This is a genomic window from Citrobacter sp. Ce006, assembly GCF_030336535.1.
Lineage (GTDB): Bacteria > Pseudomonadota > Gammaproteobacteria > Enterobacterales > Enterobacteriaceae > Citrobacter > Citrobacter europaeus.
In genome coordinates, this window is record NZ_JAOWDO010000072.1 from 228919 (window position 1) to 254216 (window position 25298).

A 25298-nucleotide genomic window follows, 5' to 3' on the forward strand; every position below is an offset into this window, starting at 1 on the left:
TTATCAGGCCTACAGGTAGCACACGCTATTGGTAGGCCGGATAAGGTGATAGCCGCCATCCGGCAATCTTCACGCCTGGCTGATGGCCTGCTCAACCTCAAATCGATTCGTCACTTTGCTGTCGATTTTCACGTAGGCCGAGTGCTCTTTCGCGACAATTAACACTTCGCTTATCCCTTCTTTAGCCAGCAGACGCTGCTTCAGGGTGTCATCCGCAGCAATTTCAGGTGGGATTTCCACCCGCAGGCTGCTGACATACGGCGGCTCTTTCATTGTACTTGCCACCAATAACCACACTGCCGCCAGAAGCGCACCAGCCAGGAATACTGTCTGACCATCAAACATTTCGACTACCCAACCGCCGAGCGAACCGCCAATCGCCACACCGATGAACTGGCTGGTGGAGTAAACGCCCATCGCCGTGCCTTTATAGCCAGCCGGAGATTCTTTACTGATAAGCGAGGGGAGGAGGGCTTCCATCAGGTTGAAGGCGAGGAAGAATATCTGAACGCCCGCAATCAGCCCCCAGAAACGAATGTTAGCGCTCCACAATACAATCTCTGCAATAAGAATCAGTAACACGCAGGCGAGGAACACGCGTTTCATCCGGCGCTTCACTTCGGCGTAAATGATGAACGGCACCACGGAAACAAAAGACAGCAGCATCGTCACCAGATAAATTTTCCAGTGTTCGGCGGCGGGGAAGCCTGCTTTCGCCAGTTGGCCCGGTAAGGCGACGAAGGTAGACATCAGCAAAATGTGCAGACACATGATGCCGAAGTTGAGCTTCAGCAGTTTAGGTTCCGCGAGCACTTTGCTGAAGCTGCCTTTTACCATGCCCGACTCGCGGTTCAGCACGTGGTTGGTACTATTAGGAACGACCCAAATAGTCAGCACGATACCCGTGGTAGCAAGAGCGGCAATCATCCAGAACAGCGCGTGTAGCCCCAGCGCATGGGTAACGATGGGCCCCAGCACCATCGCAATGGCGAAAGTGATACCAAAGCTGACGCCGATAAACGCCATCGCTTTCGTTCGGTTTTGCTCACGGGTTAAGTCGGAAAGCAGCGCCATCACAGCGGCGGCAATCGCGCCAGAGCCTTGCAGAGCCCGGCCGAGAATAATTCCCCAGATTGAATCGGAGAGGGCGGCAATTACGCTGCCGAGAACGAATACCGCCAGCCCGCCGACGATAAGCGGCTTACGACCTATGCGGTCAGAGAGCAGACCAAAGGGGATCTGGAAAACGGCCTGCGCCAGACCGTAAATGCCGATGGCAAGGCCTATCAGCGCTTCGCTGGCGCCCTGTAGCGCCATACCGTATGTGGTCAGAACCGGCAGGACCATAAACATGCCAAGCATGCGCAACGAGAATACGGTCCCTAAACCCCAGGTGGCGCGCAACTCACCGGGCGTCATTTTGTAATCGTTCATTCCCACCTCTGTATTAATTTCGCGCCTAGTGTAAAGCGGGGAAGGGGTGGGGTAAACCTCTACGATATGTGGAATTGTGTAGTGGGATAATTGAAATAATTACCAACGCAACTAATTTACTTGTGATAATTACGGGTGTAGTCTTTTTGTGGTTGTTTCTAATGGAAAGAGGGAAAAGGAAATGGTATTTCGCGATAAATATAACCAATTGTTTCAAGCTGATGACTGTATTCAGTGGACATCATTCTAGTGAGTATTCAGGACGATGTGTTAAAACTTTTCAGGGAAGAAATACCTGGGTATTTGGATGAAAAATGGAAGGAGGTTCCTTTAGAACTCGACTCAGAATTGTTTGATGTCCCCGGAGATGATCTCCACAGCGCTCTGGATCGATATGAGAAAGAGTTCAAAGTTGATTTATCATGTGTGAACTGGAAACCTTATTATCCATGGCACAATCTGCCACTATTCACGAGATGGTTCAAAGCTAACCGGGAAGAAGTGGAAGCAACACGCATACCGTTAACCGTAAGGATGTTTGCTGAGTCGGCTGAAGCGGGGAAATGGTTGTTTGAGAGCTGGCCTGAAGAACAAAAAGACGAGACCTGACGCTCTCAAAATAACGTAGTAAATAAAAAGGGTGCCAGAGCACCCTTTTCGTATCTGCAGATTCTTACCAGACGTAAGTCAGCAGGTTCTGCGAGTTTGGCACCATAAAGTCGACTGACATCATCACGGAAAGCGCGGTAATGGCGATGATGGAGAAACCGAACAGCTTGCGCGCCCAGACTCTGTCATCTTCCACTTTATATCCGCGCAGCGCCATGCCCAACCACCAGACGCTCACCGCCGCAGCAACAATCAGGTATTTATAACCAGCATAGCCGCCCAGGGTTAGCATTAACGTGGCGATAGCAAACGCTACGATGTACAGCGTGATATGGTTTTTCGCGACCGAAATACCTTTCACCACCGGCAGTACCGGGATGTTGGCAGCCTGATAATCCTTGAAGCGGAAAATCGCAATCGCGTAAGAGTGCGGCATCTGCCACAGGCTGAAAATAGCCAGCAGAATCAGCGCACCGCTATCGAACACACCGGTTACGGCGCAGTAGCCAATCACCGGCGGCGCTGCGCCGGAGAGTGAGCCAATCAGCGTACCGTAAACGGAATGGCGCTTCATATACAGGCTATAGACGCCCACATAGACCACGAAGCCCATTACCCCCAGCCAGCAGGCCAGAGGGTTCGCGCCAAACCACAGCAGCATAAAGCCAGCAATACCCAGCAGGGTGGCGTATACCAGCGAGACCGCAGGGGAAATCAGACCTTTAACCAGCACGCGGTTTTTGGTCCTCTCCATCTTCCTGTCGATATCCCTGTCGATGTAGTTGTTAAATACACAACCCGACGCCACAACCAGTGACACCCCAACCAACGTGTAGATAAACAGGGGATAGTCGATGCTGCCTTTCGAGGCCAGCAGGAACCCCCCAATCACCGAGATCAGGTTGCCAAAGATGATGCCTGGTTTCGTTACTTGCAGGTATTGCTTAAACATCATAATCGCCGCTCTTAGTGCATCATCATGTTGTAGTTAAGGTTCCACATAATCCAGATGGAGCCCACAACCAGGATGGCGATGATTAGCACAGTAAAGACAAAGGCCGTCATGTTCCAACCTTCATCAGATTTGCTATTCATGTGCAGGAAGCACACCAGGTGCACCAGAATCTGTACCACTGCCATTGCCAGAATAGTTCCCAGAATGACGGCCGGAGAGGCAGCACCCGTCATGACCATCCAGAACGGAATGACCGTCAGGATTACCGACAGGATAAAACCTGTCATGTAGGTCTTTACGCTGCCATGGGATGCGCCGCCGCTCTCGTTAGAATGACTCATTACATCGCCCCCATCAGATAAACAACAGTGAACACACAGATCCACACCACATCAAGGAAGTGCCAGAACAGACTCAGACACATGATGCGGGTGCGGTTAGTACTGGTCAGGCCGCGACGAGCAACTTGCACCATCAGCACCGCCATCCAGATAAGACCGGAGGTAACGTGCAGACCGTGCGTGCCGACCAGCGCGAAGAACGCAGACAGGAAGCCGCTGCGATCCGGGCCCATACCGTTAACAATCAGGTGATGGAATTCATAGAGTTCCATCCCGATGAATCCGGCACCGAACAAGAAGGTCAACGCCAGCCAGGAGATAACCTGACTCTTGTTGTTCTTGTACATGGCAATCGCTGCCATGCCGTAAGTAATGGAGCTGAATAACAGCAGGAATGTTTCAACCAGAACGAACGGCAGTTCAAAAATGTCCTTACCTGTTGGGCCACCTGCGGTGCCGTTCACCAGAACGGCATAGGTTGCAAACAGAATAGAGAACAGAATGCAGTCGCTCATCAGGTAGATCCAGAATCCGAAGATCTTGGTCTGGCCTGCATCGTGGTGCCCGTGTTCGTGCGCGTGGGCAGTCGCGTGCGTTAAAGTATCAGTTGCCATTTTTCAGCCCTGCCTTAGTAATCTCATCGAAATGCTGATTTTCCAGTTTTTCGACTTCCGGGACCGGCACGTAGTAATCCACGTCTTCATCAAAGCTTTTCACAATCCAGCTGATGATCATGCCTGCGAAGCTTGCAATCGCCAGCCACCAGATATGCCAGATCATGGCGAAACCAAACAGTGTTGCGAAGGCGGTAATGACGATACCGGCACCGCTGTTCTTCGGCATATGAATTTCTTCATAGTGCGCAGGCTGTTTGTACGCTTCACCTTTTTCTTTCATTTCCCAGAAGGCATCACGCTCGTGAACGTGCGGCACAATGGCAAAGTTATAGAACGGAGGCGGGGAAGACGTTGCCCACTCCAGCGTACGACCACCCCATGGGTCACCGGTCAGGTCACGGTTCTGCTCGCGGTCGCGAATAGACACGTAAATCTGAATCAACTGGCACAGGATACCCAGTGCAATCAGCGCGGCACCGCAGGCGGCAACGACCAGCATCGGATGGAACTGCGGGTCAATCTGCTGGCTGAGGCGACGGGTCATACCCATGAAGCCCAGCACGTACAGCGGCATAAATGCCACGAAGAAGCCGATGATCCAGAACCAGAATGCGCGTTTACCCCAGGTTTCGTTCAGCGTGAAGCCAAACGCTTTTGGCCACCAGTAGGTCATACCAGCGAAGCATCCAAATACAACGCCGCCGATGATAACGTTATGGAAGTGCGCAATCAGGAACAGACTGTTGTGCAGTACGAAGTCCGCACCCGGCACCGCCAGCAGTACGCCGGTCATGCCGCCGACTGAGAAGGTGACGATAAAGCCAATCGTCCACAGCATCGCTGAGTGGAATACGATACGGCCCTGATACATGGTGAACAGCCAGTTGAAAATCTTCACCCCGGTTGGGATAGCGATAATCATGGTGGTAATACCGAAGAAGGCGTTTACGTTAGCGCCCGCACCCATGGTGAAGAAGTGGTGCAGCCAAACAACGAACGACAGAACGGTGATACACACGGTTGCCCACACCAGTGAGGTGTAGCCAAACAGACGTTTACGCGAGAAGGTTGCAGCGATTTCGGAGAATACACCGAACACCGGCAGAACCAGAATGTACACTTCCGGATGGCCCCAGGCCCAAATCAGGTTGATGTACATCATCATGTTGCCGCCCATATCGTTGGTAAAGAAATGGGTACCCAGATAGCGATCCAGGGTCAGCAACGCGACGGTAACCGTCAGGATTGGGAAAGAAGCGATAATCAGGATGTTCGCACACAGAGATGCCCAGCTAAATACCGGCATCTTGAACATGGTCATTCCTGGCGCACGCATCTTAATGATGGTCACAAAGAAGTTGATACCGGTCAGAGTGGTACCAATACCTGACAACTGAACTGCCCATATCCAATAATCGACCCCGACGCTTGGACTGTACTCTATTCCCGAGAGCGGCGGGTACGCCAGCCAACCGGTCTGTGCGAACTCTCCCACGCCCAGAGACAGGTTAACCAGGATTACGCCGACAACGGTGAACCAGAAGCTCAGGTTGTTCAGGAATGGGAACGCAACGTCACGAGCGCCGATCTGCAGCGGAACCACCAGGTTCATCAGACCGATAACAAATGGCATTGCCACGAAGAAGATCATAATCACGCCGTGAGCCGTGAAGATCTGATCGTAGTGGTGAGGTGGCAGGAAGCCCGCTTCACCTGCAGAAGCCAGCGCTTGCTGGCTACGCATCATGATGGCGTCGGCAAAGCCACGAATCAACATGACGATTGCAACGATGACATACATGATGCCAAGGCGTTTGTGGTCAACAGAAGTCAGCCACTCTTTCCATAGATAGGTCCACTTACCGAAGTAAGTGATTAGGCCCAGTAAGGCCGCACCACCGATGATTATTGCAGCGATCGTAACCATGACAATGGGTTCATGGAACGGCACTGCATCCAGCGTCAATTTTCCGAACATCGTATTCTTCCTCAACCCTTGGAGTGGGCGGATTCCGCGTGGCTCATGTCCATGCCTTCGTGTGCGCTGTGCTCACCTTCGGGTTGGGTCATGTCCATGCTCTTACCGTGAGCCATAAATTTGTTAATAACGTCTTTAAACAAATCGGGTTTCACGTTGGAGAAGTATTCCACCTGGTTGTATTCACTTGGCACAGCCACTTTCTCGAACGCTGCCATGTCGCTCATGGTGTTCGTGGACTGTTTAGCTTTAGCAACCCATTGGTCGAATTCGGCGCGGTCCTTTGTTGCGATAGCCTTGAACTTCATACCGGAGAAGCCAGGTCCGCTATAGCTTGCGGAGATACCATCATAAGTACCGGCTTCGTTGGCGATCAGATGCAGTCGAGTCTGCATACCGGCCATGGCATAAATCTGGCTACCCAGACGCGGGATAAAGAAGGAGTTCATCACGGAGTTGGATGTCACTTTGAACTCAACCGGAGTATTCGCCGGGAAGGCGATTTCATTCACGGTAGCGATACCCTGTTCCGGATAGATGAAGAACCATTTCCAGTCCATGGAAACCACTTCGATGGTAATGGGCTTCTCGTCATGCGCCAGCGGTTTGCTTGGCTCAAGAGCGTGAGTGGTTTTCCAGGTCAGTACGGCAAGGAAAATGATGATTAAGATCGGCACCGTCCAGACCACAGCTTCCACTTTATTGGAGTGTGACCAGTTCGGGCTGTACTTCGCATCTTTATTGCTTGCACGATACTTCCAGGCAAAACCAACAGCCATCAAGATGGCGGGAATAACGACAATCAACATCAGGCCAAATGCCGTCAGTATCAATGAACGTTGTTCCAGTCCAATCTGTCCTTTAGGGTCAAGCAGCGCAGAATTACAGCCACTGAGTAACGCAGTACCTGCAATTAATGACAACCATCCCAAACTTTTATTGTATTTCCTGAGTCTCATTTAACGACCTCAATTCCACGGGACCGGGTGGCGTTTAAAGTGTGAGGTCATTTTACGGGAAGGTTACATTACTGTAAACATCCTTGGATCTGTGTTACTGGGTTCTGCCGCGCATGTCACATATGTTGCAATATATGTCGCTTTGGCTTTAAGAACCTGTTGCAACATCACGTTATAACGAAAGCGGGCAGGCGAGGGACTTGCTGAGGGCAATTGGTATAACCAATACGAAAATAAAACAATTGTTTAACAATTGATTATCAATAAAAAGACAATTAAAGAACAAAAAATAAATCTGTAGTGGCTGAATCGAGTAAGGAAAATAGTATATATAAAAGGCGTCAATAATTTCCAAATTCTTTGGCGCACAAAATAACAAATTATATTTTTAGCGATTGTTGTTTATTTAGCCGTTATAATTACGCAAGGTGATTACAACGGCGATATTAATGCGGATTGTTACGCCAGCCGGGTTTTGCGCAGTGCCAGATAATCCAGCAATCCACCAAAAACGACTCCACAGACCGCGACCACCACTGAGACTTCAAGCAGTTCCGGCAGGAAGGAGAAGTTGGTGTAATCCAGTGCGTTCATAGTTAACAGCAGTAGCCAAACCAGCAGTAAGCAGCAGCCCGCTACCAACGTCATTAATGCCAGGCTGTACGCCCCACGAAATTCCGTGCGTGGAATAAAGCTTTCATTTTTCCAGCTATGCTCCAGCGTCTGACGACAAACCAGCAGCAGTATGAGGCCGGGGATCGCGGCAAACACGGAGAACAAATAAAACGTTGGCCAACCGTGCGCTTCGACAAACCAACCCGCTACCGGGCCAACGTAAACGCGACCAACGGCTGAAAGCGCGGAGAGCAGGGCGAACTGGGTCGCTGAGAAGGACTTATTGCACAGCGTCATTAATAAGGCGACAAACGCTGCCGTGCCCATTCCACCGCACAGGTTTTCAAAGAAGACGGCGGCCGCCATACTGAACATGTGTTTGTCAGTGATGGACAGTAACCAATAACCCGCATTCGACGCCCCCTGCAGGATGCCGAAAATCAGCAAGGCGCGAAACAGCGAAAGGCGCTGCATCAGGATCCCGCCGTACAGCGCGCCAACGATGGTGGCCAGCAGACCGAGCGTTTTATTCACCACGCCAACTTCACCCGCATCAAACCCAACGCCGCGGATTAAAAAGGTGGTGGTCAGGCTCATGGCGAAAGCATCCCCAAGCTTATACAGCACAATCAGCAGCAGGATCAGCCAGGCGTTGTTACGACCAAAGAAGTCGCGCAGCGGGGCGACTACCGCCTGCTCCAGCGTTTTGGGCACCGGAATGGCATCAGTTGGTTCGGGGGCCAACAGGGTCGCGATGATACAAGGTATCATCAGCGCCGCCATCAGCCAGTACATGCCCTGCCAGCCCAGCCAGCGATCGGCCATCCACAGGGCCAGCCCACCGGAAACCAGCATCCCTAAGCGATAGCCCAGCACGCTGATAGCCGCACCGGTGCCGCGTTCTTCGGCGGGCAACACGTCGGTTTTCCAGGCATCAAAGACGATGTCCTGCGATGCTGAGCAAAACGCGATCACCACCGCTAGCGCGGCCATCCAGCGCAGCTGCGTACCAGGTTCCAGAAAACCCATCGCGGCGATAGAAATCAGTAACAGTACCTGGGTTGCCAGCAGCCAACCCCGGCGTCGACCTAAAAACGGCGGAGTGTAGCGGTCCATTAGCGGGGACCAGAGGAACTTAAACACGTAGGCCTGGCCGACCAGAGAAAAGAAACCAATGGTTTTAAGATCGATATTCTCGACCGTCATCCACGCCTGAAGCGTACCCGAGGTCAGAGCGAGCGGTAAACCGGAGGCGAATCCCAGTATGAGCAGGATAGCTGAACGTGGTTGCTGAAAAATACGTAAGTAATGACTGGACATGGGCTTCTATAGGCCCGACGAGCGCCGGGCCATATGGGCAGAAATTAACGAGCGTTCTGCTTGATGAAATCGTGAACGCTGGTGTCCTGAGACATATCAGCGATGGTGTCGGTCAGTACGCTGTTAACGGCGTCAGCGATATTTTTGTTAGAGGCCTGCAGTGCGCCTTCAACAGAATAGCTTGCGCGGTAGTTTTTGGTCATCTTGTTGCCGTTAGCGGCGGTCGCGATGATGGCGATGTCTGCCTTGGTGGCGATGTTGTAACGCACGCTACCCTGAGACACGTCAGCATACAGTTGGCTAACAATAATTTGCAGGTTGACTGCACCGTTTGGCCCAATCATATAACCGCGTGCGGTCATCTGTTTTTCCAGTACTTCTTGCAGCAGGAAGCGCAGATCGCGAGACGCGGTCAGGGTAACCAACTGGTTGTCACGGGTGACTTTTGCCAGCGCCTGATCCTGACGCTGGTCGGCACCGTTGATGCTAACGGTCACGCCCATCAGGCTTGGGTCCTGCTGCGGCAGAGTGATTTTTGGGGAAACTTCAATAGTGGTCGGTGGCGTTGCGCATCCAGCTAACATAAACAGCGCGACAAACGGGACGAGGATTTTTTTAAACATGCCAGGGCTCTCAGCGAATCTAAATTGTATGGTTGGAGAAAATTCCCGCCATCATAACATCGCCAACGATGAGGGGAAGTGGGTAACGCATGTAAATTCATTGTGTTGTCCGTTTTATGACTTTGTGGAGACCATAAACGGACTTTTTGCAATAAATCGAAGGGTGGATTCAGTGAACTTCATCCGTTTGGCTGAGAAAATCAGACAAGGGCTAATTTTTTGTTGCTAAGGTGTAATGAAAACGGTAAAAGCGGCTAGTATTTAAAGGGATGGGTGACATCTCAGCGTTGTCGGAGGAAAAATTTCATGATGATTCGTGAGCAAATAGAAGAAAAATTAAGGGCAGCGTTCGAACCCGTATTCCTCGAAGTTGTGGATGAAAGCTATCGTCACAATGTCCCGGCTGGTTCTGAAAGCCACTTTAAGGTTGTGCTGGTTAGCGATCGCTTTACAGGTGAACGTTTTCTTAATCGTCATCGGATGATTTACAGCACATTAACGGCGGAGCTTTCCACAACCGTTCATGCGCTTGCCCTGCATACCTATACCATTAAGGAGTGGGAAGCGTTGCAGGATACGATTTTTGCATCGCCTCCGTGTCGTGGGGCGGGAAGCATCGCGTAAAAACGGATTTGCAACAACCGACGCTTTTCCAGTATGTTGCTACAGATTATGTGAAAACGGCCTGCGGGCCGTTTTGTTTTGTCTGAATTCTGGGGCGCTCGTACAGTATTCAGACAAAAATTAGCCGGGAATTGTGAAAAAAGCCGCAGCAACGCGCGATAACCGTTCTCGACTCATAAAAGTGATGCCGCTATAATGCGCGTCTTATTTTTCGGAATGTCTTCGGGATGATTCTGACGACAGGGAATGTGATTGCTTATGAGAACATCCCAGTTCCGCGAAGCCAACAACCTGTGCTTGCGGAGAAGAGTTGACCGAGCACTGTGATTTTTTGAGGTAACAAGATGCAAGTTTCAGTTGAAACCACTCAAGGCCTTGGCCGCCGTGTAACGATTACTATCGCTGCTGACAGCATCGAGACCGCTGTGAAAAGCGAGCTGGTCAACGTAGCGAAGAAAGTGCGTATTGACGGTTTCCGCAAAGGAAAAGTACCGATGAATGTTGTTGCTCAGCGTTATGGCGCATCTGTTCGCCAGGACGTTCTGGGTGACCTGATGAGCCGCAACTTCGTTGACGCGATCATCAAAGAAAAAATCAATCCGGCTGGCGCACCGAACTACGTTCCGGGCGAATACAAACTGGGTGAAGATTTTACTTACGCGGTAGAGTTCGAAGTTTACCCGGAAGTTGAGCTGACTGGCCTGGAAGCAATCGAAGTTGAAAAACCGGTTGTTGAAGTCACCGACGCTGACGTTGACGTGATGCTGGATACCCTGCGTAAGCAGCAGGCTACCTGGAAAGACAAAGACGGCGCTGCAGATGCAGAAGACCGTGTAACCATCGACTTCACCGGTTCTGTAGACGGCGAAGAGTTCGAAGGCGGCAAAGCGTCTGACTTCGTACTGGCGATGGGCCAGGGTCGTATGATCCCAGGCTTCGAAGAAGGCGTTAAAGGCCACAAAGCTGGTGAAGAATTCACTATTGACGTGACTTTCCCAGAAGAGTACCACGCTGAAAACCTGAAAGGTAAAGCCGCTAAGTTCGTTATCAACCTGAAGAAAGTTGAAGAACGCGAGCTGCCGGAACTGACTGAAGAATTCATCAAACGTTTCGGCGTTGAAGATGGTTCCGTAGCAGGTCTGCGCGCTGAAGTACGCAAAAACATGGAACGCGAGCTGAAAGGCGCTGTGCGTAACCGCGTTAAGTCTCAGGCGATCGAAGGTCTGGTAAAAGCTAACGACATCGACGTTCCGGCTGCTCTGATCGACAGCGAAATCGACGTTCTGCGTCGTCAGGCTGCACAGCGTTTCGGCGGCAACGAGAAACAAGCTCTGGAACTGCCGCGTGAACTGTTCGAAGAACAGGCTAAGCGTCGCGTAGTTGTCGGTCTGCTGCTGGGCGAAGTGATTCGCACCAACGAGCTGAAAGCTGATGAAGATCGCGTTAAAGGCCTGATCGAAGAGATGGCTTCTGCTTACGAAGATCCGAAAGAAGTTGTTGAGTTCTACAGCAAAAATAAAGAGCTGATGGACAATATGCGTAACGTCGCTCTGGAAGAGCAGGCTGTTGAAGCCGTTCTGGCGAAAGCGAAAGTGACTGAAAAAGCCACTTCCTTCAACGAGCTGATGAACCAGCAGGCGTAATTCGTCGCTTTTTTAGCTCGAATTTCGTACGCAAGCCCGTCACCTTTTGGTGGCGGGTTTTTTTTTGTCACGCATTTTGCATGGGAAGAGTGCGAAAACAGCGTTTCAGTGTTAGCGTTACAACAAAAGATTGTTATGCTTGAATTATGGCGATGTCGTACCCATTACTGAGGGACTAGCTGATAATCCGTCCATAAGGTTACAATCAGCACAGCAGGTTTTTTCAAATTTTATCCAGGAGACGGAAATGTCATACAGCGGCGAACGAGATAACTTTGCACCCCATATGGCGCTGGTGCCGATGGTCATTGAACAGACCTCACGTGGTGAGCGCTCTTTTGATATCTATTCTCGTCTACTTAAGGAACGCGTCATTTTTCTGACCGGCCAGGTCGAAGACCATATGGCTAACCTGATCGTGGCGCAGATGCTGTTCCTGGAAGCAGAAAACCCAGAAAAAGATATCTACCTGTACATCAACTCCCCTGGTGGAGTGATCACTGCCGGGATGTCTATCTATGACACCATGCAGTTTATTAAGCCGGACGTCAGCACCATTTGTATGGGCCAGGCGGCCTCAATGGGCGCGTTCCTGCTGACTGCCGGGGCGAAAGGTAAACGTTTTTGCCTGCCTAACTCTCGCGTCATGATCCACCAGCCTCTGGGCGGTTACCAGGGCCAGGCAACGGATATTGAAATTCATGCCCGTGAAATCCTGAAGGTAAAAGGGCGCATGAACGAACTTATGGCGCATCATACGGGTCAATCTCTTGAGCAGATTGAACGTGATACCGAGCGCGATCGCTTCCTCTCCGCTTCTGAAGCGGTAGAGTACGGTCTGGTCGACTCGATTTTGACCCATCGTAATTAATGCCCAGCGCGCAGGTGTGCCGCTATAATTACCTGGAGCGGCACAACGCTGACTAGCGTCTTGCGCCTGAGAATGGCATTTGCGTCGTCGTGTGCGGCACAAAGAACAAAGAAGAGGTTTTGACCCATGACAGATAAACGCAAAGATGGCTCGGGCAAATTGTTGTACTGCTCTTTTTGCGGCAAAAGCCAGCATGAAGTGCGTAAGCTGATTGCCGGACCATCCGTGTATATCTGCGACGAATGTGTTGATTTATGTAACGACATCATTCGCGAAGAGATTAAGGAAGTAGCACCGCACCGTGAACGCAGTGCGCTGCCGACGCCACATGAAATTCGCAACCACCTGGACGATTACGTTATCGGTCAGGAGCAGGCGAAGAAAGTGCTGGCGGTCGCGGTATACAACCATTACAAACGTCTGCGCAACGGCGACACCAGCAATGGCGTCGAGTTGGGCAAAAGTAACATCCTGCTGATTGGCCCGACGGGTTCCGGTAAAACGCTGCTGGCTGAAACGCTGGCGCGCCTGCTGGACGTTCCGTTCACGATGGCCGACGCCACCACGCTGACCGAAGCCGGTTATGTGGGGGAAGATGTTGAGAACATTATTCAGAAACTGCTGCAGAAATGCGATTACGATGTGCAGAAAGCACAGCGCGGGATCGTCTATATCGATGAAATTGACAAGATTTCTCGTAAGTCCGATAACCCGTCCATTACCCGTGACGTTTCCGGCGAAGGCGTACAGCAGGCGCTGTTGAAACTGATCGAAGGTACGGTTGCTGCCGTTCCGCCGCAGGGTGGTCGTAAACATCCTCAACAGGAATTCCTGCAGGTTGACACCTCTAAGATCCTGTTTATCTGTGGCGGTGCCTTTGCCGGTCTGGATAAAGTGATTGCTAACCGTGTTGAAACCGGCTCCGGCATTGGTTTTGGCGCAACGGTAAAAGCGCAGTCTGACAAAGCCAGCGAAGGTGAACTGCTGTCGCAGGTAGAACCAGAAGATCTGATCAAATTTGGTCTGATCCCTGAGTTCATCGGTCGTCTGCCGGTTGTCGCGACGCTGAGCGAGCTGAGCGAAGAAGCATTGATCCAGATCCTCAAAGAGCCGAAAAACGCCCTGACCAAGCAGTACCAGGCGCTGTTCAATCTTGAAGGTGTCGATCTGGAATTCCGTGAGGAAGCGCTGGATGCGATCGCCAAGAAAGCGATGGCGCGTAAAACTGGTGCTCGTGGTCTGCGTTCAATCGTCGAAGCCGCGCTGCTCGACACCATGTACGATCTGCCGTCTATGGAAGACGTCGAAAAAGTGGTGATCGATGAGTCGGTGATTGGCGGTCAGAGCAAGCCGTTGCTGATTTACGGTAAGCCGGAAGCGCAGCAGGCATCTGGCGAATAATTCATCAATTCATACAGACATTTAATTAAAAAGGGGGGATTTTATCTCCCCTTTTATTTTTCCGTAAACATGGCGTTGAATGTGTGGGAAACATCCCCATATACTGACATACATGTTAAAGGTGGTGTGGAGCACAGTCGTACCACCTGATTACCTGGCGGAAACTAAACTAAGAGAGAGCTCTATGAATCCTGAGCGTTCTGAACGCATTGAAATCCCCGTATTGCCGTTGCGCGATGTGGTGGTTTATCCGCACATGGTCATACCCTTATTTGTAGGGCGGGAAAAATCTATCCGTTGTCTGGAAGCGGCTATGGACCATGATAAAAAAATCATGCTGGTCGCACAGAAAGAAGCGTCAACGGATGAGCCGGGTGTAAACGATCTTTTCACCGTCGGGACCGTGGCCTCTATTCTGCAGATGCTGAAACTGCCTGACGGCACCGTAAAAGTGCTGGTCGAGGGGTTACAGCGCGCGCGTATTTCTGCGCTGTCTGACAACGGCGAGCATTTCTCTGCGAAAGCGGAGTACCTTGACTCGCCAGCCATTGATGAGCGCGAACAGGAAGTGCTGGTGCGTACCGCTATCAGCCAGTTCGAAGGCTATATCAAGCTGAACAAGAAAATCCCACCAGAAGTGCTGACGTCGCTGAACAGCATTGACGATCCTGCACGTCTGGCGGACACCATCGCTGCACACATGCCGCTGAAACTGGCTGACAAGCAGTCCGTGCTGGAGATGTCCGACGTTAACGAACGTCTGGAATATCTGATGGCGATGATGGAGTCTGAAATTGATCTGCTGCAGGTTGAGAAACGCATTCGCAACCGCGTGAAAAAGCAGATGGAAAAATCCCAGCGTGAGTACTATCTGAACGAGCAGATGAAAGCCATTCAGAAAGAGCTCGGCGAGATGGACGATGCGCCGGACGAAAACGAAGCGTTGAAGCGTAAAATCGACGCGGCGAAAATGCCGAAAGAGGCAAAAGAGAAAGCGGAAGCAGAACTGCAGAAGCTGAAAATGATGTCTCCGATGTCCGCGGAAGCGACCGTAGTGCGTGGCTACATCGACTGGATGGTTCAGGTACCGTGGAATGCGCGTAGCAAGGTCAAAAAAGACCTGCGTCAGGCGCAGGAAATCCTCGATACTGACCACTACGGTCTGGAACGCGTCAAAGATCGTATCCTTGAGTATCTCGCGGTTCAAAGCCGTGTGAACAAAATCAAGGGACCGATCCTGTGCCTGGTTGGGCCGCCGGGGGTAGGTAAAACTTCTCTGGGACAGTCCATCGCTAAAGCCACCGGACGTAAATATATTCGTATGGCGCTGGGCGGCGTGCGTGATGAAGCTGAAATTCGCGGTCACCGCCGGACCTATATTGGCTCTATGCCGGGTAAACTGATCCAGAAAATGGCTAAAGTGGGCGTTAAAAACCCGCTGTTCCTGCTCGATGAGATCGACAAAATGTCTTCTGACATGCGTGGCGATCCGGCTTCCGCACTGCTTGAGGTGCTGGATCCAGAGCAGAACGTGGCGTTCAGCGATCACTACCTGGAAGTGGACTACGACCTCAGCGACGTGATGTTCGTTGCGACCTCTAACTCCATGAATATTCCAGCGCCGTTGCTGGATCGTATGGAAGTGATCCGTCTGTCCGGTTATACCGAAGACGAGAAGCTGAACATTGCTAAACGTCACCTGTTGCCGAAACAGATTGAGCGTAATGCGCTGAAAAAAGGCGAGCTAACGGTCGACGATAGCGCCATTGTGGGCATTATTCGTTACTACACCCGTGAAGCCGGCGTGCGTAGTCTGGAGCGCGAAATCTCCAAACTGTGCCGTAAAGCGGTGAAACAGCTGCTGCTCGACAAGTCGCTGAAACACATCGTGATCAATGGTGATAACCTGCACGACTACCTGGGCGTTCAACGCTTTGACTATGGCCGCGCGGACAACGAAAACCGCGTTGGTCAGGTAACGGGTCTGGCGTGGACGGAAGTGGGCGGCGATCTGCTGACTATCGAAACCGCCTGCGTACCGGGTAAAGGTAAGCTGACCTACACCGGTTCGCTGGGTGAAGTCATGCAGGAATCCATTCAGGCAGCACTGACCGTGGTGCGGGCGCGTGCGGAAAAACTGGGTATTAATCCGGACTTTTACGAAAAACGCGACATCCACGTTCACGTACCTGAAGGGGCGACGCCGAAAGATGGTCCAAGTGCGGGTATTGCCATGTGTACCGCGCTGGTGTCTTGTCTGACCGGTAACCCGGTACGCGCCGACGTGGCGATGACCGGCGAGATCACCCTGCGTGGTCAGGTTCTGCCTATTGGTGGTTTGAAAGAAAAACTGCTGGCGGCACACCGTGGTGGTATTAAAACGGTCTTAATTCCAGACGAAAACAAACGTGACCTGGAAGAGATTCCGGACAACGTGATTGCCGATCTGGACATCCATCCGGTGAAACGCATTGAGGAGGTTCTGACGCTTGCGTTGCAAAATGAGCCCTCCGGAATGCAGGTTGTGACCGCAAAATAGTGACCTCGCGCAAAGAGCACTAATAAAAACAGGGCTGGCAGGCCATTTCGGACTTGCCAGCCTTTTTTTGTATAGCTAATTTAGATGACGGATTGGGCTTGCCATCATTAACGGGTGTTGTAAGGGCATGGCAGGCCTGATATAACTGCTGCGCGTTCGCACTTTGAAGGATTCAGGTGCGATATAAATTATAAAGAGGAAGAGAAGAGTGAATAAATCTCAACTGATCGACAAAATTGCTGCAGGGGCTGATATCTCTAAAGCTGCGGCTGGACGTGCGTTAGATGCAATTATTGCTTCTGTTACTGAATCTCTGAAAGAAGGTGATGACGTAGCGCTGGTAGGTTTTGGTACTTTTGCCGTTAAAGAGCGTGCTGCCCGTACTGGTCGCAACCCGCAAACAGGTAAAGAGATCACCATCGCCGCGGCTAAAGTACCGGGCTTCCGTGCAGGTAAAGCACTGAAAGACGCGGTAAACTAAGTGATTTCCCCTTTGGGGATGTGACGAAGTACAAGGGCGCATCGACTGATGTGCCTTTTTTATTTGTAATTCCGGTACTTTCTACGCGTTGTGGGCTGACAATTGCCCCTGTTTCTTGTCACAATAGACCTTTGTGCGCAGCGTTCAGGAAACGCTATGCTGCGTGAAGCATATATACTCAAAATCCTTGCCGCCGTTGTTGTGCCTGCGCGCAGGCGGCTTGAGAGATAACGCGTATAGTCATCTACAGCGGAGTGTGGTTACACCATGATGGACAGCTTACGCACGGCTGCTAACAGTCTCGTGCTCAAGATTATTTTCGGTATCATTATCGTGTCGTTCATTTTGACCGGCGTGAGTGGTTACCTGATTGGCGGGGGCAATAACTTCGCCGCCAAAGTGAATGGCCAGGAGATCAGCCGCGGGCAGTTCGAGAATGCGTTCAACAGCGAACGTAACCGCATGCAGCAACAGCTGGGCGATCAATACTCCGAACTGGCTGCGAACGAAGGCTACATGAAAACGCTGCGTCAGCAGGTGCTGAATCGTCTTATTGACGAAGCGCTGCTGGATCAGTACTCCCACGAGCTTAAGCTCAACATCAGCGACGATCAGGTCAAACAGGCTATTTTCGCCACGCCTGCGTTCCAGGTGGACGGCAAATTTGATAACAACCGCTACAACGCGATTGTTAATCAGATGGGAATGACCGCCGATCAGTACGCTCAGGCATTACGTAATCAGCTCACTACCCAGCAGCTGATCAACGGTGTTGCCGGTACGGACTTCATGCTGAAAGGCGAAACGGACGAGCTGGCGGCGCTGGTTGCACAGCAGCGTATCGTTCGCGAGGCGACGATTGACGTTAACGCACTGGCCGCGAAGCAGTCTGTTACCGAGCAGGAAGTTGCCAGCTACTACGAGCAAAATAAAAACAACTTTATGACGCCGGAACAGTTCCGCGTGAGCTACATCAAGCTGGACGCCGCTGCTATGCAGGAGACGGCCAGCGATGCGGATATTCAGTCTTACTACGACCAGCATCAGGACCAGTTCACTCAGCCGCAGCGTAACCGCTACAGCATCATTCAGACCAAAACGGAAGATGAAGCCAAAGCGGTGCTGGACGAGCTGAACAAAGGCGGTGATTTCGCTGCGCTGGCAAAAGAAAAATCTGCTGACATCATCTCTGCCCGTAAAGGCGGCGACATGGGATGGCTGGAAGATTCCACCACTCCGGATGAGCTGAAAAGTGCTGGTCTGAAAGAAAAAGGCCAGCTGTCAGGCGTGATTAAGTCTTCCGTTGGTTTCCTCGTTGCGCGTCTTGACGACGTACAACCTGCACAGGTTAAACCGCTGAGCGAAGCCCGTGACGACATTGCGGCGAAAGTGAAGCAGGAAAAAGCGCTGGACGCGTATTACGCACTGCAGCAGAAAGTGAGCGATGCCGCCAGCAACGATAACGAATCCCTGGCGGGCGCGGAGCAGGCTGCTGGCATGAAAGCGGTTGAGACGGGCTGGTTTAGTCGTGACAGCCTGCCAGAAGAACTGAACTTCAAACCGGTCGCTGACATCATTTTCAATGGTGGTCTGGTTGGCGAAAACGGTACGCCTGGCAGTAACTCCGACATCATCACCGTGGACGGCGATCGTGCGTTTGTATTGCGTATTGCAGAACACAAAGCCGAAGCCGTTAAGCCACTGGCTGAAGTGAAAGATCAGGTAACTGCGCTCGTTAAGCACAATAAAGCAGAGCAGCAGGCGAAGCTTGATGCCGATAAACTGCTGGCGGATCTGAAAGCCGGTAAAGGCGATGAAGCGATGAAAGCGGCGGGTCTGAGCTTTGGCGAGGCGAAAACGCTGAGCCGTACCGGGCAGGATCCGCTGAGCCAGGCGGCCTTTGGCCTGAGTCTGCCAGCGAAAGACAAACCGAGCTACGGCGTGGCGAACGATATGCAGGGTAATGTTGTTCTGCTGGCGCTGGACGAGGTGAAAGCCGGTTCTATGCCTGAAGCGCAGAAGAAAGCGATGGTTCAGGGGATTACCCAGAACAACGCGCAGATTGTCTTCGAAGCGCTGATGAGCAACCTGCGTAAAGCCGCAAAAATTAAAGTCGGTGACGCGCTGGAACAGCAGCAATAACCGAGGCTGCTCGCAAAAAATTGCAAAAAGTTGTATCGACAAAAGGCCGCTTTCGCGGCCTTTTCCATTTCTGATATTTGCCGTTTGTCTGTCGTTGTGCACCCCGCTATCGTGATTCCACTGTTAACAAACAAGGAGAAAACAGTATGAAACATGGAATCAAAACCCTTCTTATCACTCTTTCATTGACCTGTGCCGGCATGGCTCAAAGCGCACTGGCTGCAGAGCCTGTCGCCAAAAGTCAGGCGACTCAAGCCAAAGCGGATGCTTCCACAGTGGCGCAAAGCAAAGCCACGTCAGCGGCTAAAGCGAGCGACGATGAAGGTACCAGGGTAAGCATCAACAGTGCTTCTGCTGAGGATTTAGCTCGAGTCATGAATGGCGTTGGTCTGAAGAAAGCGCAGGCGATTGTGAGCTATCGTGAAGAGTACGGACCGTTTAAAACGGTGGAGGACTTAAAGCAGGTGCCGGGCATGGGTAGCTCGCTGGTTGAGCGTAATTTGGCAGTTTTAACACTTTAATAACTTGCGCAGTGGCCAATATTTGCCACACTAGAGAGGTCATACCAGTTATGGCCTCACTACCCTGAATATATTCCTATAAAAACGTAAGGTTCCTGCGCTATGCAAACACAAATCAAAGTTCGTGGTTTTCATCTTGATGTCTATCAGCACGTTAACAATGCCCGCTATCTGGAGTTTCTGGAAGAAGCCCGCTGGGATGGTCTGGAAAACAGCGACAGCTTTCAGTGGATGACCGCACACAACATCGCTTTTGTGGTCGTTAATATTAATATTAACTACCGCCGACCTGCGGTGCTGAGTGACCTGCTGACCATCACTAGCCAGGTCCAACAGCTAAATGGTAAAAGCGGCGTGTTGAACCAGACCATCACCCTGGAGCCGGAAGGACAGGTGGTGGCAGACGCGTTGATTACCTTCGTCTGCATTGATTTGAAAACGCAAAAAGCGCTGCCGCTGGAAGGGGAGTTGCGCGAAAAATTGGAGCAGATGGTGAAGTAGTGGCTGCGAGTGTCTGCAGGCCGGATAAGCAAAAGCGCCATCCGGCATCACTCAACGTATTACTTTAACCCGGTTTTCTGCTTCATTGCCGCCATCACCGCCGATTTATCCGCCAGATAATGGTTCAGGCCGTTGGCGCGCAGATTACACGCCGCACAGTGACCGCAACCGTCACCTTTGATGCCGTTATAACAGGTCAGCGTTTCTTCGCGTACCAGGTCCAGCTTGCCCCAGTAATCGGCCAGTGCCCAGGTTTCGGCTTTATCGATCCACATTAACGGTGTTTCAAAGCGGATATCTTTTGCCATCCCCAGGCTTACGGCATGGTTCAGGGCTTTGACGAACTCATCGCGACAGTCCGGGTATCCGGAGAAATCCGTTTCGCAAACGCCGGTAATGACCGCTTCTGCCTGTACCTGATACGCGTAAATCGCCGCCAGCGTTAAAAACAGAATATTGCGTCCAGGCACAAAGGTGTTGGGGATGCCGTTGGCATCAGGTTCGTAATCAGGTACCGGAATGTTATCGCGGGTCAGGCTGCTGACGGCCAGTTCGCTGAGCAGCGTGACATCAAGGACTTTGTGCGCACGCGCGCCGAGTTTTAAGGCCAGGTCACGTGCGACATCAATCTCAGCGCGGTGGCGCTGACCATAATCAAAGGTCACGCAATGCACTTCATCATACTGATGCAGCGCTTGCGCCAGACAGGTTGTGGAGTCCTGGCCTCCACTGAATACAACAACGGCACGTTTCATGGCTTTTCCTGACTAGTAACGAAAGCGCTTATGGTAGCGCCTGGGCGTGTCGCCGACCAGCTTCTTCACGCTGAAGGCGGCGGCAGCCAGGCTTCGGTAAACTCGAACCAGCCGCGAGGGTTCAGGCGTACGCCGTTCACACCTGGAGGGGCGCTAATACGATAGTGATAATTGAACAGCGGCGTCAGGGTCGCGTCATGCATCAGCGTGGCGAAAACTTGTTGTAAAGCCGCGTGACGATCGTCTTCATCAGCCTGAATTTGCAAGGCATCCAGAGTGGTTTGCAGATGAGTATAAGCCGGCGCGCTCAATACGTGTGACCAGAGCTGATCGCAGCGCAGCCACTGTTCGAGGGTATATTCAGGCGCTTCGCCAATTAGCCTGTCGCCCATCATCAGGTCGGCCTGGGCTAAAGGATGATCGCCATCCCAGTTCTTGGCATTATGAAAAATAAGCGTTAATTCACAACCGAGCAGCGCCAGCGCCTGGCGAAGCTGTTCAGCCATCGCATGCAGTTCTACCGGCAGATGATAGGCCAGCGTTAGTTTTTTCGGCAGCGTTACCTCGTCCAGTTCATCCCATTGTGGGATAGTCCATCCTGGCAGCAGCGCATTGCTTGGCGTAATCAGGTTTTCATCCACTTCAAGCGTTTGTAGCAGGGAAGAGCGGTGGATAATATTGACCAGTCGGCGGGCCTGCTGCGTATTCAGGCGCGCGCTTTTTCTGAGCGTAAGATAGCAAAAACCGAGGCTGATGCCGCTGCTTACCTGGCTTAGCATGGGCAATTCTTCGGGCTTACCAATCGCAATTTGCACCGGATGGCGACAGCTGGTGCCCAAATCCTGGGAGAAGAGTTGCGGGGTTATCCAGTATTCAATGGCTTTTAGCAGCGGATGACTCAGGTGGTAGTGATCGTGACTTTCGATACGCACCAGTTCAGGAGTAAACAGCGTCAATCGGAACGGACCGGTACCCACAAACGGATGTTCAGGATGCGCCAGATGACTGCTGTAGCTTGCCAGACGATGCGCCAGCCAGAAGTCGGGGCGATGCAGAATAAAGGTCAGGCACTGGGGATGCGTCACTTCAATGCGCTTCACGCTGATAAACAGCTTATTCAGCGCGGGTAGCGCTAACAGCTTCTGCAATTGTTGATGTAGCTGCTTGCTGCTGACCGCATCGCCGTTATGCCAGTGCAGGGTGGAACGAATATAGAAATCCCAGCGCAGGCCATCGGCGGAGATATTCCAGTGGTGGGCTAAATCTCCGCAGGGGCGTTGCGTCTTGCTGTCGAACCGTGTCAGGCCAGAAAATAGTTGTCCGGCGAGGTGTTGCTCAGCGCGACCGGGGAGAAATCCAGGGTGCAAAGGGTCGAGCTGGCGGTAATAGGGGATACGCAGGGTTGGCGTGTCGTTTTGCCACTGACCCCCCATAAACGGTTGTAGCAACGTTCTTAATTCGCCTGGCGCCAGTTGAGCCAGTTCAAGTACGCTGAGCTGTTCTCCCTTTTGCAGCGCCTGTTCCATCATGGTGTTGCGCAGCGAATCTGGCGTCACCAAAAAACGTAGCAGCCCGCGTTTCCCGCGCCCCGACTGAGCGTACCACTCCAGCCAGCCAGCATCCTGCGCTTGCTTTAGCAAGGTTCGCACGTGGCGCTCGCTGCAAAAACAGCGTTTGGCCAGTTCGCCCACGGTCACTGACTGTGGTTCGCCGTTCGACGGTTGCCACAGGCGCTGGTACTGATTCAGTCGATTCAATAATCGCATATAAACCCGGAACAATTCATTTTATCTATTCACTATTACTTCCGTATATCTCAGGTGATACTGAATCACAAGTTAACCGCGTCACAGTGTGGAGAAAGAAATGGCTCGTCTGGCTGCATTTGATATGGATGGCACCCTTTTGATGCCGAATCACCATTTAGGTGACGAAACGCTTTCAACGCTGGCGCGCCTGCGTGAACGCGATATCACCCTGACCTTTGCCACCGGTCGCCATGTGCTGGAGATGCGCCATATTTTGGGTTCTGTGTCACTGGACGCTTTTTTGATCACGGGTAATGGCACGCGTATTCACTCTCTTGAGGGCGATGTGCTGCACCGTCAGGATCTGGATCCGAATGTTGCGGATATCGTGCTACATCAGAAGTGGGATACCACCGCCAGCATGCATGTCTTTAATGACAACGGTTGGTTCACCGGACAAGAGATCCCCTCGCTGCTGCAGGCGCATGTATATAGCGGATTTCGCTACCAGATTGTCGAAGTGAAACGTATTCCTGCTCATCAGGTCACGAAAGTTTGTTTCTGCGGCGATCATGACTCCCTGATCCAATTACGCATTCAGCTGAATGAAGCGCTGGGTGAACAGGCGAATCTCTGTTTTTCCGCGTTTGATTGTCTTGAGGTACTGCCGTTGGGCTGTAACAAAGGATCTGCGCTGGCGGTACTAAGCGAGCACTTAGGTTATTCAATGGCCGAGTGTATGGCGTTTGGCGATGCCATGAACGATCGCGAAATGTTAGGCAGCGTTGGTCGCGGTCTGATTATGGGTAACGCGATGCCGCAACTGATTGCCGAACTGCCTCATTTATCGGTTATTGGGCATTGCCGCAATCAGGCAGTATCACACTTTTTGACGCATTGGCTGGACAATCCGCATCTACCTTATTCCCCCGAATGAGAGATCCCTTCCAGCAAGCCAGACTTCGCGTCTGGCTTTTTTTTATCCTGTTAATGGGTGTTCAGAAGTCGGGCGAGTTCCCCTTTCCACGGCGTTAAATCACCGATCTGCGCGTCGACCCATTGTGGGTTGTAGTAGGTTTCCAGATAGCGTTCGCCACTGTCGCACAGTAGCGTTACCAGTGAACCGGTAACGCCTGCATCGCGCATACGAGCGGCAAGCTGCAGGGTTCCCCACATGTTGGTACCGGTTGAAGCGCCGACTTTTCGGCCCAATTGCGTTTCCAGCCAGTGCGCGGTAGCCACGCTTGCGGCATCCGGTACGCGCAACATTTCATCAACCACGTCAGGAATGAAAGACGGTTCGACACGCGGGCGGCCAATGCCTTCGATTTTACTTCCTACCGGGCTGCGCAACGTTGCATCGCGATCCTGCCAGAAGGGCAGAAAGACCGAGTTTTCCGGGTCCACAACCATCAGTTGAGTGTCGTAGCCCTGACAGCGTATATAGCGGCCAATGGTTGCTGAGGTGCCGCCGGTTCCGGCGCTCATCACGATATGGCGGGGAACGGGGTTGGGCTCGCACTGCATCTGACGAAAGATGCTGTCGGCAATATTATTATTGCCACGCCAGTCGGTGGCGCGTTCAGCGTAAGTAAACTGATCCATGTAATGACCGTTCAGCTCACGCGCCAGCTGTTCAGAAGCCGCATAGATTTCGCAGGCGCTTTCCACGAAATGACAGCGACCGCCGTAGAATTCAATCTGTTCAATTTTACGTTTCGCCGTACAGGAAGGCATGACGGCAATAAACGGCAGTCCTAACAGTCGGGCGAAATAAGCCTCGGAAACCGCCGTTGAACCGGACGATGACTCAATGATGGTGGTGCCTTCTTTGATCCAGCCATTGCACAATCCGTACAAAAACAGTGAGCGCGCCAGACGATGCTTCAGGCTCCCGGTCGGATGCGTGCTCTCATCTTTTAAATAGATCTGAATGCCCGGGAACGCCGGTAGCGACAGACGAATGAGATGCGTATCCGCAGAACGCTGATAATCCGCGTTGATTTCATTGATGGCGTTTTTAACCCAGGAGCTATTCATCATTAATAGATATCCATTTGTCATTTTGTGCCCAGAATAGCGAAAAGCACGGAAAAAATTGTTGCCATTTAGCCTTTAAAATAGAATGTAAGGAGAAAATTCTTCTCTGTGGAGTGGTTATGTTAGACAAAATTGACCGCAAGCTGCTTGGCTTACTGCAACAGGACTGCACCCTTTCTTTGCAGGCGTTAGCAGATGCCGTTAATCTGACTACCACCCCCTGCTGGAAACGTCTCAAACGACTTGAAGATGACGGTATCCTGCTAGGCAGAGTCGCGCTGTTGGATCCAGAAAAGCTGGGGCTGGGACTCACCGCGTTTGTGCTGATCAAGACTCAGCATCACAGCAGCGAATGGTATTGCCGCTTTGTCACTGAAGTGACCGGAATGCCCGAGGTTCTGGGATTCTGGCGTATGGCTGGGGAGTATGACTACCTGATGCGAGTGCAGGTTGCCGATATGAAAAGCTATGATGAATTCTATAAGCGCCTGGTGAACAGCGTACCGGGCCTGTCTGATGTCACCTCCAGCTTTGCGATGGAACAGATTAAATACACAACTGCTCTACCTATTGAATAATTC

23 protein-coding genes are annotated in these 25298 nt (G+C 51.8%); 12 read left to right on the top strand and 11 right to left on the bottom strand.

All coding sequences use genetic code 11. The features are described from left to right. Positions 1-69: 69 nt before the first annotated feature. A complete protein-coding gene (locus OGV94_RS15475) occupies positions 70-1434 on the bottom strand; it encodes an MFS transporter (RefSeq protein ID WP_047413041.1) in 1365 nt (454 codons plus the stop codon). A gap of 234 nt (positions 1435-1668) precedes the next feature. On the opposite strand from OGV94_RS15475, the gene OGV94_RS15480 reads away from it, so the two are divergent. Next, positions 1669-2043, top strand: a complete 375-nt coding sequence (locus OGV94_RS15480; RefSeq protein WP_172862779.1) for a DUF1493 family protein — start codon at positions 1669-1671, stop codon at positions 2041-2043. A gap of 64 nt (positions 2044-2107) precedes the next feature. Here OGV94_RS15480 and cyoE read toward each other — a convergent pair whose 3' ends face one another. From cyoE to OGV94_RS15515, 7 genes are all read right to left on the bottom strand, one after another. Further along, the gene (cyoE, locus tag OGV94_RS15485) at positions 2108-2998 is read right to left on the bottom strand and encodes a heme o synthase (RefSeq protein ID WP_100194043.1); all 891 of its coding nucleotides are present in this window, start codon (positions 2996-2998) and stop codon (positions 2108-2110) included. An 11-nt stretch (positions 2999-3009) separates the two neighbouring features. Beyond that, the gene (locus tag OGV94_RS15490; RefSeq protein ID WP_043015398.1) at positions 3010-3339 is read right to left on the bottom strand and encodes a cytochrome o ubiquinol oxidase subunit IV; all 330 of its coding nucleotides are present in this window, start codon (positions 3337-3339) and stop codon (positions 3010-3012) included. Next, positions 3339-3953: a cytochrome o ubiquinol oxidase subunit III gene (locus tag OGV94_RS15495; protein ID WP_003021608.1), complete on the bottom strand. Its 615-nt coding sequence runs from the start codon at positions 3951-3953 to the stop codon at positions 3339-3341. Before OGV94_RS15495 ends, OGV94_RS15490 begins: the two co-directional genes overlap by 1 nt. After that, positions 3943-5934, bottom strand: a complete 1992-nt coding sequence (gene cyoB, locus OGV94_RS15500) for a cytochrome o ubiquinol oxidase subunit I (protein WP_043015399.1) — start codon at positions 5932-5934, stop codon at positions 3943-3945. The genes OGV94_RS15495 and cyoB overlap by 11 nt, the downstream gene beginning before the upstream one ends. Positions 5935-5945: 11 nt before the next feature. Continuing rightward, the gene (gene cyoA / locus OGV94_RS15505; protein WP_047413039.1) at positions 5946-6893 is read right to left on the bottom strand and encodes a cytochrome o ubiquinol oxidase subunit II; all 948 of its coding nucleotides are present in this window, start codon (positions 6891-6893) and stop codon (positions 5946-5948) included. A gap of 459 nt (positions 6894-7352) precedes the next feature. Then, positions 7353-8828 carry a muropeptide MFS transporter AmpG gene (gene ampG / locus OGV94_RS15510; protein WP_100194044.1) on the bottom strand — a complete coding sequence of 492 codons (1476 nt, stop codon included), beginning with the start codon at positions 8826-8828 and terminating at the stop codon, positions 7353-7355. A gap of 44 nt (positions 8829-8872) precedes the next feature. Further along, positions 8873-9451 carry a lipoprotein gene (locus OGV94_RS15515; protein WP_016152050.1) on the bottom strand — a complete coding sequence of 193 codons (579 nt, stop codon included), beginning with the start codon at positions 9449-9451 and terminating at the stop codon, positions 8873-8875. A gap of 306 nt (positions 9452-9757) precedes the next feature. Between OGV94_RS15515 and bolA the strand changes: the two genes are divergently transcribed. The 9 genes from bolA to fadM all read left to right on the top strand — a co-directional run bounded on the left by bolA (position 9758) and on the right by fadM (position 20174). After that, complete coding sequence (gene bolA / locus OGV94_RS15520; protein ID WP_003021619.1) at positions 9758-10075, top strand: transcriptional regulator BolA; 318 nt, start codon at positions 9758-9760, stop codon at positions 10073-10075. 344 nt (positions 10076-10419) lie between these two features. Then, complete coding sequence (tig, locus tag OGV94_RS15525; protein ID WP_003021622.1) at positions 10420-11718, top strand: trigger factor; 1299 nt, start codon at positions 10420-10422, stop codon at positions 11716-11718. A gap of 247 nt (positions 11719-11965) precedes the next feature. Next, a complete protein-coding gene (clpP, locus tag OGV94_RS15530; RefSeq protein WP_003021624.1) occupies positions 11966-12589 on the top strand; it encodes an ATP-dependent Clp endopeptidase proteolytic subunit ClpP in 624 nt (207 codons plus the stop codon). A gap of 126 nt (positions 12590-12715) precedes the next feature. Next, positions 12716-13990 (top strand): ATP-dependent protease ATP-binding subunit ClpX, encoded by a 1275-nt coding sequence (clpX, locus tag OGV94_RS15535; protein WP_003831013.1) that lies wholly within the window; start codon positions 12716-12718, stop codon positions 13988-13990. Between the two features lie 184 nt (positions 13991-14174). Further along, the gene (lon, locus tag OGV94_RS15540) at positions 14175-16529 is read left to right on the top strand and encodes an endopeptidase La (protein ID WP_038638272.1); all 2355 of its coding nucleotides are present in this window, start codon (positions 14175-14177) and stop codon (positions 16527-16529) included. A gap of 190 nt (positions 16530-16719) precedes the next feature. Next, positions 16720-17010: a nucleoid-associated protein HU-beta gene (gene hupB, locus OGV94_RS15545; RefSeq protein ID WP_219352570.1), complete on the top strand. Its 291-nt coding sequence runs from the start codon at positions 16720-16722 to the stop codon at positions 17008-17010. 267 nt (positions 17011-17277) lie between these two features. Then, positions 17278-19152, top strand: a complete 1875-nt coding sequence (gene ppiD / locus OGV94_RS15550) for a peptidylprolyl isomerase (RefSeq protein WP_043015402.1) — start codon at positions 17278-17280, stop codon at positions 19150-19152. A 146-nt stretch (positions 19153-19298) separates the two neighbouring features. Then, a complete protein-coding gene (locus OGV94_RS15555) occupies positions 19299-19673 on the top strand; it encodes a helix-hairpin-helix domain-containing protein (protein ID WP_043015403.1) in 375 nt (124 codons plus the stop codon). A 102-nt stretch (positions 19674-19775) separates the two neighbouring features. Next, positions 19776-20174 (top strand): long-chain acyl-CoA thioesterase FadM, encoded by a 399-nt coding sequence (fadM, locus tag OGV94_RS15560; RefSeq protein ID WP_016152055.1) that lies wholly within the window; start codon positions 19776-19778, stop codon positions 20172-20174. Positions 20175-20233: 59 nt separating this feature from the next. Here the strand turns inward: fadM and queC are convergent, their stop codons facing one another. Then, positions 20234-20929: a 7-cyano-7-deazaguanine synthase QueC gene (gene queC / locus OGV94_RS15565; RefSeq protein WP_043015404.1), complete on the bottom strand. Its 696-nt coding sequence runs from the start codon at positions 20927-20929 to the stop codon at positions 20234-20236. 65 nt (positions 20930-20994) lie between these two features. Next, a complete protein-coding gene (locus OGV94_RS15570; protein WP_200007576.1) occupies positions 20995-22695 on the bottom strand; it encodes an SgrR family transcriptional regulator in 1701 nt (566 codons plus the stop codon). Positions 22696-22795: 100 nt separating this feature from the next. On the opposite strand from OGV94_RS15570, the gene cof reads away from it, so the two are divergent. Next, positions 22796-23614, top strand: coding sequence for an HMP-PP phosphatase (cof, locus tag OGV94_RS15575; RefSeq protein WP_200007574.1), 819 nt, complete (start codon positions 22796-22798; stop codon positions 23612-23614). A 50-nt stretch (positions 23615-23664) separates the two neighbouring features. Here cof and OGV94_RS15580 read toward each other — a convergent pair whose 3' ends face one another. Further along, positions 23665-24720 (bottom strand): PLP-dependent cysteine synthase family protein, encoded by a 1056-nt coding sequence (locus OGV94_RS15580; protein WP_220133950.1) that lies wholly within the window; start codon positions 24718-24720, stop codon positions 23665-23667. Positions 24721-24836: 116 nt separating this feature from the next. On the opposite strand from OGV94_RS15580, the gene decR reads away from it, so the two are divergent. Then, positions 24837-25295, top strand: a complete 459-nt coding sequence (gene decR / locus OGV94_RS15585) for a DNA-binding transcriptional regulator DecR (RefSeq protein WP_003831023.1) — start codon at positions 24837-24839, stop codon at positions 25293-25295. The last annotated feature ends 3 nt before the right edge of the window (positions 25296-25298 follow it).

Coding starts and splice junctions, on each gene's coding strand:
- OGV94_RS15475 (WP_047413041.1), bottom strand. CDS start 1,434: ATGAACGATTACAAAATGACGCCCGGTGAGTTGCGCGCCACCTGGGGT.
- cyoE (WP_100194043.1), bottom strand. CDS start 2,998: ATGATGTTTAAGCAATACCTGCAAGTAACGAAACCAGGCATCATCTTT.
- OGV94_RS15490 (WP_043015398.1), bottom strand. CDS start 3,339: ATGAGTCATTCTAACGAGAGCGGCGGCGCATCCCATGGCAGCGTAAAG.
- OGV94_RS15495 (WP_003021608.1), bottom strand. CDS start 3,953: ATGGCAACTGATACTTTAACGCACGCGACTGCCCACGCGCACGAACAC.
- cyoB (WP_043015399.1), bottom strand. CDS start 5,934: ATGTTCGGAAAATTGACGCTGGATGCAGTGCCGTTCCATGAACCCATT.
- cyoA (WP_047413039.1), bottom strand. CDS start 6,893: ATGAGACTCAGGAAATACAATAAAAGTTTGGGATGGTTGTCATTAATT.
- ampG (WP_100194044.1), bottom strand. CDS start 8,828: ATGTCCAGTCATTACTTACGTATTTTTCAGCAACCACGTTCAGCTATC.
- OGV94_RS15515 (WP_016152050.1), bottom strand. CDS start 9,451: ATGTTTAAAAAAATCCTCGTCCCGTTTGTCGCGCTGTTTATGTTAGCT.
- bolA (WP_003021619.1), top strand. CDS start 9,758: ATGATGATTCGTGAGCAAATAGAAGAAAAATTAAGGGCAGCGTTCGAA.
- tig (WP_003021622.1), top strand. CDS start 10,420: ATGCAAGTTTCAGTTGAAACCACTCAAGGCCTTGGCCGCCGTGTAACG.
- clpP (WP_003021624.1), top strand. CDS start 11,966: ATGTCATACAGCGGCGAACGAGATAACTTTGCACCCCATATGGCGCTG.
- clpX (WP_003831013.1), top strand. CDS start 12,716: ATGACAGATAAACGCAAAGATGGCTCGGGCAAATTGTTGTACTGCTCT.
- lon (WP_038638272.1), top strand. CDS start 14,175: ATGAATCCTGAGCGTTCTGAACGCATTGAAATCCCCGTATTGCCGTTG.
- ppiD (WP_043015402.1), top strand. CDS start 17,278: ATGATGGACAGCTTACGCACGGCTGCTAACAGTCTCGTGCTCAAGATT.
- OGV94_RS15555 (WP_043015403.1), top strand. CDS start 19,299: ATGAAACATGGAATCAAAACCCTTCTTATCACTCTTTCATTGACCTGT.
- fadM (WP_016152055.1), top strand. CDS start 19,776: ATGCAAACACAAATCAAAGTTCGTGGTTTTCATCTTGATGTCTATCAG.
- queC (WP_043015404.1), bottom strand. CDS start 20,929: ATGAAACGTGCCGTTGTTGTATTCAGTGGAGGCCAGGACTCCACAACC.
- OGV94_RS15570 (WP_200007576.1), bottom strand. CDS start 22,695: ATGCGATTATTGAATCGACTGAATCAGTACCAGCGCCTGTGGCAACCG.
- cof (WP_200007574.1), top strand. CDS start 22,796: ATGGCTCGTCTGGCTGCATTTGATATGGATGGCACCCTTTTGATGCCG.
- OGV94_RS15580 (WP_220133950.1), bottom strand. CDS start 24,720: ATGATGAATAGCTCCTGGGTTAAAAACGCCATCAATGAAATCAACGCG.
- decR (WP_003831023.1), top strand. CDS start 24,837: ATGTTAGACAAAATTGACCGCAAGCTGCTTGGCTTACTGCAACAGGAC.